Source organism: Arthrobacter sp. CAL618 (assembly GCF_000468215.1).
Lineage (GTDB): Bacteria > Actinomycetota > Actinomycetes > Actinomycetales > Micrococcaceae > Arthrobacter_D.
Map to the genome: position 1 here is coordinate 1 of NZ_ASZW01000193.1, position 14441 is coordinate 14441.

Sequence of the window (14441 nt, forward strand, 5' to 3'; positions counted from 1 at the left end):
CTAGGGAGCGGCGGCCTGCGTCTGAACGCCCGGGCTGACGGTACTCTTAAGCCCATGTGTGGAATCGTAGGCTACGTAGGCCGATCAACAGTGTCCTCAGACGGTACAACCGCAACCCATGGCGCGCTCGACGTCGTCATGGAAGGTTTGCGGCGCCTTGAGTATCGCGGTTACGACTCGGCCGGAGTGGCAGTTTTGACCCCCAACGGCATCGAGTCGCGGAAGAAATCCGGCAAGCTCAGCAACCTGGTGGCCGAACTCGAGGCCCGACCGCTGACCGCGTCCCTGACCGGTATCGGCCACACCCGCTGGGCGACCCACGGTGCACCCAATGACACCAACGCACACCCCCACCTCGCCGACAACGGCCGGCTGGCCGTCATTCACAACGGCATCATCGAGAACTTCGCCGAACTCAAGGCAGGGCTGCTTGAACAGGGCGAAACGTTCCTCTCCGAAACGGACACCGAGGTAGCGGCAGCGCTGCTCGGCAGCATCTACCGGGAACTCTCGGCCGCTGGCGACCCTGACCCGCTCACCCATGCCATGCGCAAAGCCAGCCAGCAACTGGAGGGCGCCTTCACCCTCCTCGCCGTGCACCAGGACTCGCCGGGCATTGTCGTCGCGGCCCGCCGCAACTCGCCCCTCGTCGTCGGCCTTGGCGACGGCGAGAATTTCCTCGGCTCCGACGTGTCAGGCTTCATTGACTTCACCCGCCGCGCCGTCGAGCTGGGCCAGGATCAGGTTGTCACCATCACCCCCGACGACGTCGTCATCACCGACTTCTTCGGTGCCCCGGCCGAGGGCAAGGAATTCCACGTGGACTGGGACGCGGCGGCCGCGGAAAAGGGCGGCTACCCCTCCTTCATGGAGAAGGAAATCAATGACCAGCCCGACGCCGTCGCGCAGACCCTCCTGGGCCGCTCCGACGCGAAGGGCAAGCTGATCCTTGATGAGCTGCGGATCGACGAGACCATCCTGCGCTCCGTGGACAAGATCGTGGTCCTCGCCTGCGGCACGTCGGCCTACGCCGGACAGGTAGCCAAGTACGCCATCGAGCACTGGTGCCGTATCCCCACCGAGGTGGAGCTCTCCCACGAGTTCAGGTACCGCGATCCGATCGTCAACGAGAAGACGCTCGTGGTCGCCATCTCCCAGTCCGGTGAGACCATGGATACCCTGATGGCGGTGCGCTACGCCCGCGAACAGGGCGCCAAGGTGGTGGCGATCTGCAACACCAACGGATCCACCATCCCGCGTGAGTCAGACGCCGTGCTGTACACCCACGCCGGTCCGGAAATCGCCGTCGCCTCGACGAAGGCGTTCCTCGCCCAGATCACCGCTGCCTACCTGCTGGGTCTGTACCTGGCGCAACTGCGCGGCAACAAGTTCGGCGACGAGATCGCGGACGTCCTGGCCGATCTCGCCGACATGCCAGCGAAAATCCAGAGCATCCTGGACAACGCCGACAAGGTCAAGAAGCTTGCCCGCGACATGTCCAACGCCAAGTCGGTGCTCTTCCTGGGCCGGCACGTCGGATTCCCGGTGGCGATGGAGGGTGCCTTGAAGCTCAAGGAACTCGCCTACATCCACGCCGAAGGGTTCGCCGCCGGCGAGTTGAAGCACGGCCCCATCGCGTTGATTGAGGATGGGCAGCCGGTGGTCGTCGTGGTGCCGTCACCGAACGGCAGGGATTCCCTGCACGCCAAGGTGGTCTCCAATATCCAGGAGATTCGCGCCCGCGGCGCAGTCACCATCGTGATCGCCGAGGAGGGCGACACCTCGGTGGAAGCCTACGCCGAACACGTGTTCTACGTCCCCAAGACTCCCACCCTGCTGGCGCCGCTGCTCACCACTGTGCCGTTGCAGATCTTCGCCTGCGAGCTGGCGTCCGCCAAGGGGTACGACGTCGACCAGCCCCGCAACCTGGCCAAGTCAGTCACGGTTGAGTAATAACCGATGATCGTTGGCATAGGCGTTGACGTTGTTGACATAGACCGGTTCGGGCGGCAGCTGGAACGGACGCCTGGCCTGCGTGAACGATTGTTCGTGCCGGCCGAGCGGGTGCTGAACCTGCGCTCGCTCGCCGCCCGGTTCGCCGCCAAAGAGGCGGTGGCCAAGGCCCTCGGCGCCCCCGCGGGAATGAACTGGCAGGACTGCTGGATTGGGCTCGACGCTGCCGGTAGCCCATCGGTGGAAGTCAAAGGCACCGTGGCGGCCGCCGCCGCCGCGAAGGGTGTGCACCGCTGGCACCTCTCGCTCAGCCATGACGGAGGGGTGGCGACGGCGATGGTGGTCGCCGAAGCCGAAGCCGGACCCGTGGCATCAACAGCACCGTCGGTCGGGATAGACTCCTAAGTATGCTTAGCGCCTATTCGGGCAGTGCGATCCGTTCGGCTGAAGCCCCTCTCCTCGACGCCGGGCACGGCGCTGCCCTGATGCAGCGCGCAGCCCACGGTCTTTACGCTGCCGCCGCCGCCGAACTGACCAGCCGGATCGGCGGCTGTTACGGGCGCACAGCGGTGGTTCTCGCCGGCAGCGGCAACAACGCCGGCGACGCCCTTTTCGCGGCCGCACGCCTGGCCGGCAGGGGAGTGCGCACGACGGCGATCCTCACCTCCGCCACCACTCATCCGCTGGCACTCGCAGCGTTTCAACGCGCCGGCGGCCGCGTTGAACTGCTCAGCCCAGCGACCACCGGACGCCTGGTGGGGTCAACCGCCGCGGCGGACCTTGTCATTGACGGGATTCTGGGGATCGGCGGGTCCGGCGGTCTCCGCGAACCTGCGGCCACCCTGGTCCGGGAGCTCGCCGCGGCGGCTACCGGCATCGTCGTCGCCTGCGACCTTCCCAGCGGGGTGGATGCGGACACCGGCGTGGTCAACGAACCGGTCCTTCACGCCGACCTCACGGTCACCTTCGGTGCGCTCAAGACCGGGCTCCTCACGGGGCCGGGGGCGCACGCCGCGGGGCGCGTCGTCGTCGTCGACATCGGGCTCTCCGAGCCGCTGCCGGAACCTGACCTATTCCGTCTTGAGGCCGCCGACGCCGCGGCCCTGTACCGCAGGCCCCGCCCCGCCGACCACAAGTACACCCGCGGAGTGCTCGGCATTGCCGCCGGTTCGGCGATGTACCCGGGCGCGGCGGTCCTGGCAACCGGAGCCGCCCTGGCCACCGGGCTGGGAATGGTCAGGTATCTCGGACCACCGTCGGTCGCCGCCCTGGTCAACCGGACCCACCCCGAGGCGGTCTGCTCCCAGGGGCAGGTCAAGCCGACCCACGTCCAGGCCTGGTTGGTTGGCCCCGGGGCCGACGAGGACCCGGACCAGCGGCGCCGGGCCCGCGACGCGATGGCGTCCGGCCTGCCCACGGTGGTCGACGCCGGTGCGCTGGCGCTCCTGCCGCGCAGGCTGGGACCACAGGTGATCCTGACCCCTCATGCGGGCGAGCTGCAGGCGGTGCTGGCGAGGCGCAAGGTCAGGGCTATCCGGCGCGACATCGAGGCGGCCCCCACCGAGTACGCCCGCATCGCGGCTGAGCTCACCGGTGCCACAGTGCTGCTCAAGGGTGCAGTCACAGTGGTGGCGTCGCCGTCGGGCACGCTGTTCAGCCAGGCGGAAGCGACGCCGTGGCTCGCCACCGCAGGATCGGGGGATACGCTCGCTGGCATACTGGGCGCCCTGGTGGCAACACTTGCCGACGACGACGGCGACGCTGCCATCGACCGCATCGGCGTACCGGTGCAGGACAAGTGGGCGGCGATAGCAGCAGCTGCGGCGCTGCTCCACGGTCTGGCCGGGACCAGGGCTGCCGGGTTCGGGCCGATCGTGGTCTCGGAGCTGCCGCAACACCTTGGTGCGGTCCTCGCGGACCTGCTCACCGCCCCACCCGGCAAGGACACAATTCACTAACTAGTCACCTGGTTGCGCTATGAAGGTAGCTGGACCGTTCACTTTTCGACCAACGAATTACACCACTTCAGGAGAACACATGGAACTCTGGCCCGGCGAAGCGTACCCTCTGGGCGCTACCTATGACGGCACCGGTACCAACTTTGCGTTGTACAGCGAGATTGCCGACAGGGTGGAGCTCTGCCTGTTCGAGGACGACGGCACCGAAACCCGCGTGCACCTCAACGAGGTGGACGGCTACGTCTGGCACGGGTACCTGCCGCACATCGTCCCGGGCCAGAAGTACGGCTACCGGGTCCACGGTCCCAACGCCCCCGAAGAGGGCCACCGCTGCAACCCGAACAAGCTCCTCCTGGACCCGTACGCCAAGGCCGTCCACGGCCAGATGGACTGGGACCCGGCACTGTTCGGGTACAACTTCGGCGACGAAAACTCGATCAACAATGACGATTCGGCACCCCACATGATGCTGGGCGTCGTCGTCAACCCATTCTTCGACTGGGACGGCGACCGTAAGCCACGGATCCCGTACCACCAGTCGGTCATTTACGAAGCCCATGTCAAGGGACTCACCCAGCTGCACCCGGAGGTCCCCGAGGAACAGCGCGGCACGTACGCCGGCGTTGCGCACCCTTCAGTCATCTCGCACCTGCAGAAGCTGGGAATCACCGCCATCGAACTGATGCCAGTGCACCAGTTCGTCAATGACAGCACCCTCCAGGAAAAGGGCCTCACCAACTACTGGGGCTACAACACCATCGGCTTCTTCGCACCGCACAACACCTACGGCTCCGCCGGTGACACCGGCGAACAGGTCCAGGAATTCAAGGCCATGGTGCGTGAACTCCACCTGGCCGGCATCGAAGTGATTCTCGATGTCGTGTACAACCACACCGCCGAGGGCAACCATCTGGGCCCCACCCTGTCGATGCGCGGCATCGACAACTCCGCGTACTACCGGCTCGTCGAAGACGACAAGAAGTACTACATGGATTACACCGGCACCGGCAACTCACTGAACGTGGGCAACCCGCACTCCCTGCAGCTCCTGATGGACTCACTGCGCTACTGGGTGACGGAAATGCACGTCGACGGTTTCCGCTTCGACCTCGCGTCCACCCTGGCCCGCGAGTTCTACGACGTCGACCGCCTGTCGGCGTTCTTCGAACTGGTCCAGCAGGACCCAGTGGTCTCCCAGGTCAAGCTCATCGCCGAGCCGTGGGACGTTGGACCCGGCGGCTACCAGGTGGGCAACTTCCCACCGCAGTGGACCGAGTGGAACGGCAAGTACCGCGACACGGTGCGTGACTTCTGGCGTGGAGAACCGTCGACGCTGGGCGAATTCGCCTCACGCCTGACCGGCTCAGCAGACCTCTACGAGCAGTCAGCACGCCGCCCGGTCGCATCGATCAACTTCGTCACCGCCCATGATGGCTTCACCATCCGCGACCTCGTGTCCTACAACGAGAAGCACAATGACGCCAACGGTGAAGACAACAACGACGGCGAAACCCACAACCGGTCCTGGAACTGCGGTGAGGAAGGCCCCACCGACAACCCCGAGGTCAATACCCTCAGGGTCCGCCAGCAGCGCAACTTCATTGCCACCCTCCTGCTGTCGCAGGGTGTGCCAATGCTGCTGCACGGTGATGAGCTGGGCCGCACCCAGCAGGGCAACAACAACACCTATGCACAGGACTCCGAGATCAGCTGGATTCACTGGGACCAGATGGACCAGCCGCTGCTCGAATTCACTGCCGCTGTGAACCGGCTGCGGTCGGAGCACCCGACGTTCCGCCGTCGCCGGTTCTTCGACGGCCGGCCGGTACGACGCGGCGAGGGCGAGGCCCTGCCGGACATCGTATGGCTGGGCACCGACGGCACCGTCATGGCACCCGAGGATTGGGACACCGGGTTCGGCCGATCCATTGGCGTGTTCCTGAACGGCCAGGGTATCTCCGGCCGCGACGCCCGCGGGCAGCGGATCACCGACCAGAACTTCCTGCTGTTGTTCAACGCCAGCGACGAGCCGGTCGACTTCACCCTCCCACCGCAGGAGTACGCCCCGACCTGGGACGAGGTCATCGATACCGCAGGCAAGTACGCCGACTCGGACGCCATCCCAGCGGAAGCCACGATCACGCTGGAAGCCAAGTCAATGGTGGTGTTGCGCGCCCACGCCGAAACCGAGGATCTCGATCACTCGGTGGCAGCGTCACTGGCTGCGTTGGCCAACTCGCACCAGCCCGGCGGCGCCTAACCGCCTGGATCACCCCAGGCACCGCAGCAGTTCACCCTGCCGCAGTTCGAACGACACACAGCACCGAAGTTCAGGAGTACATCCATGAGGATCCCGAAGTCGACCTACCGGTTGCAGATTCAATCCGAGTTCGACCTGAAGGCTGCCGCGGCGGTGGTCCCTTACCTGCGGGACCTGGGCGTGGACTGGGTTTACCTGTCGCCGGTGCTGACGGCCGAGAAGGGATCGGGACACGGTTACGATGTCACCGATCCCACGGCGATCGACCCGGAGCGCGGCGGACGGGACGCCTTCGTGGCGCTCTCGGNGGCGTCCTGGTGGACATTGTGCCCAACCACCTGGGAGTGCAGACCCCTGCGCAGAACCCCTGGTGGTCCTCGCTGCTCAAGGGCGGGCAGAACTCGCCCTACGCCGAGGCGTTCGACGTCGACTGGGCGGCCGCGGACGGGAAGATCCGTCTGCCGGTCCTCGGCGACGGGGATGACGAACTGTCGGCCCTGGAGCTCGACGGCGGGGAACTGCGCTACTACGATCACCGGTTCCCGATCGCTGACGGCAGCTACGAAACTGGAGACACGGCCCAGGCCGTTCATGCCCGGCAGCACTACGAGCTGGTGAACTGGCGGCGCGCGGACAGCGAACTGAACTACCGCCGGTTCTTCGGCGTCAACACCCTGGCGGGGGTGCGAGTCGAAGTGCCACGGGTCTTCGATGAGTCCCACAGCGAGATCCGCAGCTGGTTTGAGGAATCCCTGGTGGATGGGCTCCGGATCGATCACCCGGACGGGCTGGCCGACCCTGCAGGCTACCTGGACCGGTTGCGTGAACTCACCGGCGGGGCCTATGTCCTGGTCGAGAAAATTCTGGAGCCGGGCGAAGTCCTCCCGCCGGAATGGGCGACCGAAGGCACCACCGGCTACGACGCGCTCGCCGATATTGACCGCCTGTTCGTGGACCCGGCCGGCCAAGCCGCACTTGAACGGGTTGCGCCGGTCGAGGATTTCCACTCGATGATCCACGGCACCAAACGCGGGATCGCCGATGGGATCCTCCGGTCGGAGGTGTTGCGGCTGACCCGCCTGGTTCCGGCCGATGCCGGCCTCGACCCCGAGCAGACCGCCGACGCTATCGCCGAACTGCTGGCGTGTTTCCCGGTCTACCGCAGTTACCTGCCCGGTGGTGCGGACTACCTCGACGACGCCGTCGTCGCCGCCCAGGTGCACCGCCCCGACCTGGCCCCCACACTCAAGGCGCTGCACCCCCTGCTCAACCCCTACCTGGCCGACCCTGACGCCGCGCGCACCGACACCCCCCTGACCGAGTTGGCCACCCGGTTCCAGCAGACCTCGGGCATGGTGATGGCCAAAGGGGTCGAGGACACCGCGTTTTACCGGTACAACCGGCTCACCTCACTGAACGAGGTAGGCGCCGACCCGTCCATTTTCTCTATCGGCCGGATCGAGATGCACAACCGTCTCCTCCGCCGCCAGCGCGACAACCCACTGTCCATGACGGCGCTGAGCACCCACGACACCAAACGCAGCGAGGACACCCGGGCTAGGATCAGCGTCCTGTCCGAAATGGCCGACGAGTGGGCCACAATTCTTGACCAGCTCGACGACGCCGCGCCCCTCGGTGACCCGGCCTTCTCGTCACTGCTTTGGCAGGCCATGGTCGGCGCGTGGCCGCTCAGCCGCGAACGGGCCCACGCCTACGTGGAAAAGGCCTCCCGCGAAGCCGACTCCAGTACCCACTGGACAGCCCCGAACGACGCCTTTGAGGACCGCATGCACGCCGCGGTCGACGCGGCTTACGACACACCGGCGGTCACAGCCCTCATCACCGCTCTGGTGGACAAGATCAAGGGCTACGGCTGGTCAAACTCCCTGAGCGCGAAGCTGCTGCAACTGACCATGCCCGGCGTCCCCGACGTGTATCAGGGTTCCGAATTCTGGGAAGACTCCCTGGTGGACCCCGATAACCGCAGGCCCGTGGACTTCGAAGCGCGGAAACAAGCACTGGTGAACCTGGCCTTCGGTGCGCTGCCGGCGGTCGACGAGTCAGCGGTGGCCAAGCTGCTCGTGGTCTCCCGCGCCCTGAAGCTACGCCGCGACCGGCCCGAACTGTTTGGCGGGTACACCGCCGNCCGGTGCGGCCGCCGATCATGTGTTCGCCTTCGACCGCGGGGGGGCTCTCACCCTGGTGACCCGGCTACCCCTCGGCCTCGAACGCCAGGGCGGCTGGAAGGACACCTCGATCGTGCTGCCGGAGGGCCAGTACAGCTGCGCCATCACCGGTGCATCCTTCTCCGGCGGTCCCGTGCCCGCCAAAACCATTTTTGAAACCTACCCAGTAGCAATGCTGGTCCGGGAGGACGCATCATGAGGAAACCATTCGACGTCTGGGCCCCCAAGGCAACCACCCTCTCGCTGCACGCCGATGGCACCACCTCGGCCATGACCAGAAGCGACGACGGCTGGTGGACCGTTGACACGCTCCCGGCGGCAACGGAGGGCACCACCTACGGGTATCTGGTGGACGGCGCTGAGTCGCCGATCCCCGATCCCCGGTCCCGCCGCCAGCCCGACGGCGTGCACGGACTCTCCCAGACCTTCGACCCGAGCTCCTACGCGTGGCAGGACAGCTCCTGGGCGTCTCCGGGCCTCAACGGCGGAGTGATCTACGAACTGCACATCGGGACCTTCACGCCCGAGGGCACCTTTGATGCGGCGATCGGCAGGCTCGACTACCTGGTCGGATTGGGGGTCCAGCACATCGAGCTCCTCCCGGTGAACGCGTTCAACGGCACCCACAACTGGGGGTACGACGGCGTCCTCTGGTTCGCGATCCAGGAGACCTACGGGGGTCCCGCCGGATACCAGCGGTTCGTCGATGCGGCGCACCAGCGGGGTCTGGGCGTCATCCAGGATGTGGTGCACAACCACCTGGGACCCAGCGGCAACTATCTGGGCCAGTTCGGCCCGTACCTGACCGAAGGCAAAGCGAATACCTGGGGCGATTCGCTGAACCTCGATGGGCCGCAGTCCGATGAGGTCCGCCGCTACGTGCTGGACAATATTCGGATGTTCTTCAAGGACTTCCACGTCGACGGCCTCCGCCTCGACGCGGTGCACGCACTGCACGACGAACGTGCGGTGCACATTCTCGAGGAATTCGCCCAGGAGACCGACACCCTTGCCACGGAACTGGGCAAACCCCTGTTCCTGGTCGCCGAGTCAGACCTGAACAATCCCCGGCTCATTACCTCACGTGCCGCGGGCGGCTACGGGCTGACCGGCCAGTGGAGCGACGATTTCCACCACGCCGTGCACGTCAACGTCACCGGGGAAACCACCGGCTACTACGAAGACTTCGACTCGGTAGGCGCGCTGGCCAAAGTCATGACAGAGGGGTTCTTCCACAACGGTACCTACTCGTCCTTCCGCGAACGCGGCCATGGACGGCCTATCGACCCGGCCCACATCAGCACGCACCAGCTGGTGGTCTGCACACAGAACCACGACCAGATCGGTAACCGAGCGGCCGGTGACCGGATGGGCGCCACCGTTGGCTTCGCCCAGCTGGCGCAGGCCGCTGTCCTGAACCTTGCCGGGCCCTTCACCCCGATGCTGTTCATGGGTGAGGAATTTGGGGCCTCCACCCCCTGGCCGTTCTTCACCTCCCACCCCGAACCGGAACTGGGCAAGGCAACAGCCGAGGGCCGGCTGCGCGAATTCGAACGGATGGGCTGGGACGCCGACACTGTGCCCAACCCGCAGGATCCAGCGACCTTCGCGTCAGCCAAGCTGGACTGGGAAGAAGTGGAGACCGGTGACCACGCCCGCCTTCTGGAGGTGTACCGCCAGCTGATCCGGTTGCGGCGCGACACTCCTGACCTGATGAACCCCGACTTCACTGCCGTGTCCGTCGATTTCAGCGAACCCGAAAAGTGGCTGGCGATCCGCCGTGGCGGGACCGTCGTCGTCGTCAACCTCGCCGACGAGGAGCGGACCGTTCCCGTGGACGCCTCACAGGTTCTGCTGTCCACCGTCCCAGGCGAGGTGCTGGACGCCGGCCGGTGCACCCTTCCGGCCCGCGGGTCGGCAATTCTCAGCTGATTCAGCCAGCCCGCCGCATCACCCTTCCCCCGACCTAGGAGAGACCCATGACGTATCACCCAGCCGATGACCGTTACGACACGATGCCCTACCGCCAGGTGGGGCGCAGCGGGCTGCAGCTCCCCGCGGTGTCGCTCGGCCTGTGGCACAACTTCGGGGATGACAAACCGTTCGCCGATCAGCGGGCCATTCTGCGGCGCGCCTTCGACCTGGGCGTCACCCACTTCGACCTGGCCAACAACTACGGCCCCCCTGCGGGCAGCGCCGAAACGAACTTCGGACGGCACCTCAAGGACGACTTCGCTCCGTTCCGCGACGAGCTGGTCATCTCCAGCAAGGCCGGCTACGACATGTGGCCGGGCCCTTACGGCGAGTGGGGATCCAGGAAGTACCTGCTCGCCAGCCTCGACCAGTCACTGAACCGGATGGGTCTGGACTACGTGGACATTTTCTACAGCCACCGTCCTGACCCGAACACGCCGCTCGAGGAGACCATGGGCGCCCTGGACACCGCGGTGCGGTCGGGGCGGGCCCTGTACGCGGGGATCTCCTCCTACTCGCCGGAGAAAACTGCTGAAGCCGCGGCAATCCTCAGGGAGCTCGGCACGCCTCTGCTGATCCACCAGCCCTCCTACTCGATGCTTAACCGCTGGGTGGAGAACGGCACCCCCAACCTTCCCGAGGTGCTCGAGCAGGAGGGTGTCGGATCAATCGCCTTCTCGCCGCTGGCCCAGGGGCTGTTGACCGACCGCTACCTCGATGGGATTCCCGAGGGCTCCCGCGCGGCGGCCAACAAGTCGCTGTCGGAAGAGCACCTGTCCGAGGACAACCTGCGGCGGGTCCGCGGCCTCAACGGTATCGCCCAGGACCGCGGCCAGTCGCTGGCGCAGATGGCAATCGCCTGGATCCTGCGCGAGCAGTCCAAGGGCAGCGCGATCACCTCGGCCCTCATCGGCGCGTCGAGCGTGACGCAGCTGGAGAACAGCCTGGCAGCCGTGAAGAACCTCGGGTTCAGCCAGGACGAACTCACCGCCATCGACGAGTTCGCCGTCGAATCGGACATCAACCTGTGGGCCAAGGCCCTCGACGCCTAGGTACCCCACCGATGTCCGACGCTGGGGCACTGCACGTCCGCGAAGCCACTGAGGCGGACTGGCCCGCCCTCTGGGCCATCATGGAACCGGTGCTCCGCGCCGGTGAGACCTACTGCTGGGACGCCGATCTCACCGAAGCGCAGGCGCGGGACGAATGGTTGGCCCCCGACGACTCGACGATGCGGGTCTATGTCGCGGCGGCGGTGCCCAGCGGTGCCGTCGTCGGGACCGCCCAGCTGCACGCGAACCGTGGCGGCGGCGGGTCGCACGTGGCGAACGCGAGTTTCCTGGTGGCCGCTGACGCCGCGGGCAGGGGAGTGGGGCGTTTCCTGGCTGACCAGATACTGGCCCGGGCCCGGGAGCAGGGTTACCGTGCGATGCAGTTCAACGCGGTCGTGGAAACGAACATCCGCGCGGTGCGGCTGTGGGAATCGCTTGGGTTCCGGATCCTCGCCACCGTTCCCGGGGCGTTCCGGCACCCGGTCGAAGGTTTTGTGGGGCTGCACCTGATGTTCAGGGAGCTCTGACCGGCGCCGCGGCGAAATTGCCGTCCGGAAGCGGGTGGCTACCGCCAGAACGCGGCCAGGTCGGGGAACGCGCGCTCGTACCCGGCCAACAACCGTGAGGCGGCGTGGGCCGAGTCGATCAGCGGATGCACCAGGAACGCCCGAAGTGCGCAGTCCCGGTCGGCGTGGACGGCTGCCTGTATCACCGCCTCCTCGACCGCTAGAAGCTGCCCCATCAGGCCCAGCTGGTGGGTGGTCAGCGGTCCGGCGGGCAGGGGCGTGGCGCCGGTCTGGTCGAGCCGGGCGGGAAGCTCGACGACGGCGTCCGCTGGCAAGGCCGGGAGGGTGGCCCCATTGCGGACGTTGACGATCAACTCGGTGGGCCGGTTGGTCAGCAGGGCCCGCATCGCCGCCAAAGCGATGCGCTCATAGCCGCCCCCGGCCAGATCTGCCTCATCGCGCTGCTCAGCGGCCGGGCGGGCCTCGGCCAGGTACCCCTCTTCCCGGGCGAGCCGCGCACCCTCCCACACCGCGAAAGGCTCAGGCGTCGTCAGCAACTCGGTGTAGAGCTGCTCCTGCTGACGGTGCAGGAACGCGCCGCGCGTTTCTGCGGCCCCCGACAGCGAGCGGACCGCCTCACGGTGGAAGTAGTAGTAAAACAGGTACTCGTTGGGCACCGACCCGAGGAGCCGTGGCAGATCCGGCCCGAACACCCGGCCCTCCTCGAAAGACGCGAGCCGCTGCGGGTCCGCCAGCAGCCCCGGCAGCCGATCGACGCCGTCGTACGTCAGGCCGCGCAACCAGCCCAGATGGTTCAGACCGACGTAGTCAACCCCGGCCAGGGAACCCTCGACAAGAGGGACACCGGCCGCCGACGCCGCGCGTGACACCAACCCGGACGCCGAGTCGCAGATTCCAATCGCCTTGTCACCCAGCACGGCCTGCATCGCGCCGGTCACCATCCCCGCCGGGTTGGTGAAGTTGATCAGCCATGCTCCGGGGCAGACACGCCGCATGGATTCAGCGACGCTCAGCATTTGCGGCACCGACCGCAGGGCGTAGGAGATGCCGCCAGCACCCACGGTTTCCTGGCCCAGCAGTCCCTCGTCCAGGGCAACACGCTCGTCAAGGACCCGTCCCGCTGCGCCGCCGCTCCGGATGGCCGCGAAGACCACATCGGCGCCCGCCAGGGCGTGGTCAAGGACCGGCTCGGTGTCAAGCTGTGGTCGGTCGGAGCCTGCAGGCAGCGGCATCGTGTGTAGGACCCGGGCGATAGCCTTCAGTCGGGACGGATCAGAATCCTGCAGAACCACCTCAGTGATGACGCCCGCGAACTGGCCGGTCGCCAGGGCCCGGTACACCAGCGGAACCCTGAAGCCGCCGCCGCCCACAATGACCAGTTTCATGAACCCTCCGCAGCACTAGGTGTCCTCATCTCCGGGGGTCCGGCGTCACACGCGTGCCGCACGGCGGAGGCCTAAGAGTATTGTGCCGTACATGAGCACCGCGCATCGTTTCGATCCTCTGGCTGATAGCCGCTCCGCGTCCGATCCGGAGTTTGACCTGCTGCTCAGCGGCTCAGTCTTCCTCGACATTGTCTTCACCGGCCTGGAACACCTGCCGTCACCCGGCACCGAGGTGTGGGCCGACGGGATGGGATCCTGCCCGGGCGGTGTTGCCAACCAGGCGATCGCCGCGAGCCGGCTGGGGCTCCGCACCACCCTGTCGGCGGCGTTCGGCGACGACGGCTACGGCGACTACAACAAGGGCATCCTGCAGGACCAGGAACATGTTGACCTTTCCCGGTCGAGGACATTCGAGAACTGGCACTCACCGGTCACCGTGTCCCTGTCGGTGCAACGCGACAGGTCAATGGTGACCCACGGGCACCCCTCGCCGGTCTCCGCCACCGACCTGCTCGGCGACCCGCCGCCGCGCGCCCGGGCCGCCGTCGTCAGCGTCGAACCGCAGCTGGAACCCTGGGCTCTCGCCGCGCAGGCCAATGGGACCAAACTCTTTGGTGATGTGGGCTGGGACCCCACCGGGCAGTGGTCGGGCAATGCGCTGGATACGTTGCAGTACTTCCATGCCTTCGTGCCCAACGATGTCGAGGCGATGGCCTATACCCGCACCGACGACCCGTGGGCGGCCCTGTATGCGCTCGCCGACCGGGTGCCGGTGGCAGTGGTCACGGTGGGCCAGCAGGGGGCCATCGCCATCGATTCCATCACGGGGGAGGAGGAGTGGGTGCCGGCCCTGCCGGTGAAAGCCTATGACCCCACCGGGGCGGGTGACTGCTTCGCCGCCGCTTTCGTGATGGGTGACCTCGCCGGGTTCTCCCTCGCCGACCGGCTACGGTTCGCCAACCTGTGCGCCGCCCTGTCCGTGCAGGAAGTGGGCGGGTCCCTCGCCGCACCCGGGTGGGGTGACATTGCCGACTGGTGGCACCGGGTGAGCGAATCCCGCGACAAGGTCCGCAAACAGTGGCTGAAACGCTACGAGTTCCTCGAGGACATGGTCTCGGGTGTTCCGCTGGAAGCAGTGCGGCGGGC

9 protein-coding genes and 1 pseudogene (1 of these 10 running past the window's edge) are annotated in these 14441 nt (G+C 66.7%); 9 read left to right on the forward strand and 1 reads right to left on the reverse strand.

The features are described 5' to 3' along the window. Positions 1-54: 54 nt before the first annotated feature. The 8 genes and pseudogenes from glmS to K728_RS0111680 all read left to right on the forward strand — a co-directional run bounded on the left by glmS (position 55) and on the right by K728_RS0111680 (position 11910). The gene (gene glmS, locus K728_RS0111645; RefSeq protein WP_024476820.1) at positions 55-1953 is read left to right on the forward strand and encodes a glutamine--fructose-6-phosphate transaminase (isomerizing); all 1899 of its coding nucleotides are present in this window, start codon (positions 55-57) and stop codon (positions 1951-1953) included. A gap of 6 nt (positions 1954-1959) precedes the next feature. Further along, positions 1960-2358, forward strand: coding sequence for a holo-ACP synthase (locus K728_RS0111650; RefSeq protein WP_019481545.1), 399 nt, complete (start codon positions 1960-1962; stop codon positions 2356-2358). Positions 2359-2360: 2 nt separating this feature from the next. Further along, positions 2361-3911 (forward strand): NAD(P)H-hydrate epimerase, encoded by a 1551-nt coding sequence (locus K728_RS0111655; RefSeq protein ID WP_024476821.1) that lies wholly within the window; start codon positions 2361-2363, stop codon positions 3909-3911. Between the two features lie 79 nt (positions 3912-3990). Then, complete coding sequence (gene glgX / locus K728_RS0111660) at positions 3991-6171, forward strand: glycogen debranching protein GlgX (RefSeq protein ID WP_024476822.1); 2181 nt, start codon at positions 3991-3993, stop codon at positions 6169-6171. A gap of 84 nt (positions 6172-6255) precedes the next feature. Beyond that, positions 6256-8556: pseudogene (treY, locus tag K728_RS19275) on the forward strand (malto-oligosyltrehalose synthase). Then, positions 8553-10289 carry a malto-oligosyltrehalose trehalohydrolase gene (gene treZ, locus K728_RS0111670; protein WP_024476823.1) on the forward strand — a complete coding sequence of 579 codons (1737 nt, stop codon included), beginning with the start codon at positions 8553-8555 and terminating at the stop codon, positions 10287-10289. The pseudogene treY and the gene treZ overlap by 4 nt, the downstream one beginning before the upstream one ends. A 47-nt stretch (positions 10290-10336) precedes the next feature. Then, positions 10337-11383, forward strand: a complete 1047-nt coding sequence (gene mgrA / locus K728_RS0111675; protein WP_024476824.1) for an L-glyceraldehyde 3-phosphate reductase — start codon at positions 10337-10339, stop codon at positions 11381-11383. Between the two features lie 11 nt (positions 11384-11394). Next, complete coding sequence (locus K728_RS0111680; protein WP_035747941.1) at positions 11395-11910, forward strand: GNAT family N-acetyltransferase; 516 nt, start codon at positions 11395-11397, stop codon at positions 11908-11910. A gap of 38 nt (positions 11911-11948) precedes the next feature. Here K728_RS0111680 and K728_RS0111685 read toward each other — a convergent pair whose 3' ends face one another. After that, positions 11949-13295: a family 4 glycosyl hydrolase gene (locus tag K728_RS0111685; protein ID WP_024476826.1), complete on the reverse strand. Its 1347-nt coding sequence runs from the start codon at positions 13293-13295 to the stop codon at positions 11949-11951. Between the two features lie 91 nt (positions 13296-13386). Between K728_RS0111685 and K728_RS0111690 the strand changes: the two genes are divergently transcribed. Then, positions 13387-14441: the 5' portion of a carbohydrate kinase family protein gene (locus tag K728_RS0111690; protein WP_024476827.1), read on the forward strand. Its footprint extends 37 nt past the window's final position; the window shows 1055 of its 1092 coding nt (coding positions 1-1055); it begins with the start codon at positions 13387-13389; its stop codon lies beyond the right edge, outside the window.

Coding starts and splice junctions, on each gene's coding strand:
- glmS (WP_024476820.1), top strand. CDS start 55: ATGTGTGGAATCGTAGGCTACGTAGGCCGATCAACAGTGTCCTCAGAC.
- K728_RS0111650 (WP_019481545.1), top strand. CDS start 1,960: ATGATCGTTGGCATAGGCGTTGACGTTGTTGACATAGACCGGTTCGGG.
- K728_RS0111655 (WP_024476821.1), top strand. CDS start 2,361: ATGCTTAGCGCCTATTCGGGCAGTGCGATCCGTTCGGCTGAAGCCCCT.
- glgX (WP_024476822.1), top strand. CDS start 3,991: ATGGAACTCTGGCCCGGCGAAGCGTACCCTCTGGGCGCTACCTATGAC.
- treZ (WP_024476823.1), top strand. CDS start 8,553: ATGAGGAAACCATTCGACGTCTGGGCCCCCAAGGCAACCACCCTCTCG.
- mgrA (WP_024476824.1), top strand. CDS start 10,337: ATGACGTATCACCCAGCCGATGACCGTTACGACACGATGCCCTACCGC.
- K728_RS0111680 (WP_035747941.1), top strand. CDS start 11,395: ATGTCCGACGCTGGGGCACTGCACGTCCGCGAAGCCACTGAGGCGGAC.
- K728_RS0111685 (WP_024476826.1), bottom strand. CDS start 13,295: ATGAAACTGGTCATTGTGGGCGGCGGCGGCTTCAGGGTTCCGCTGGTG.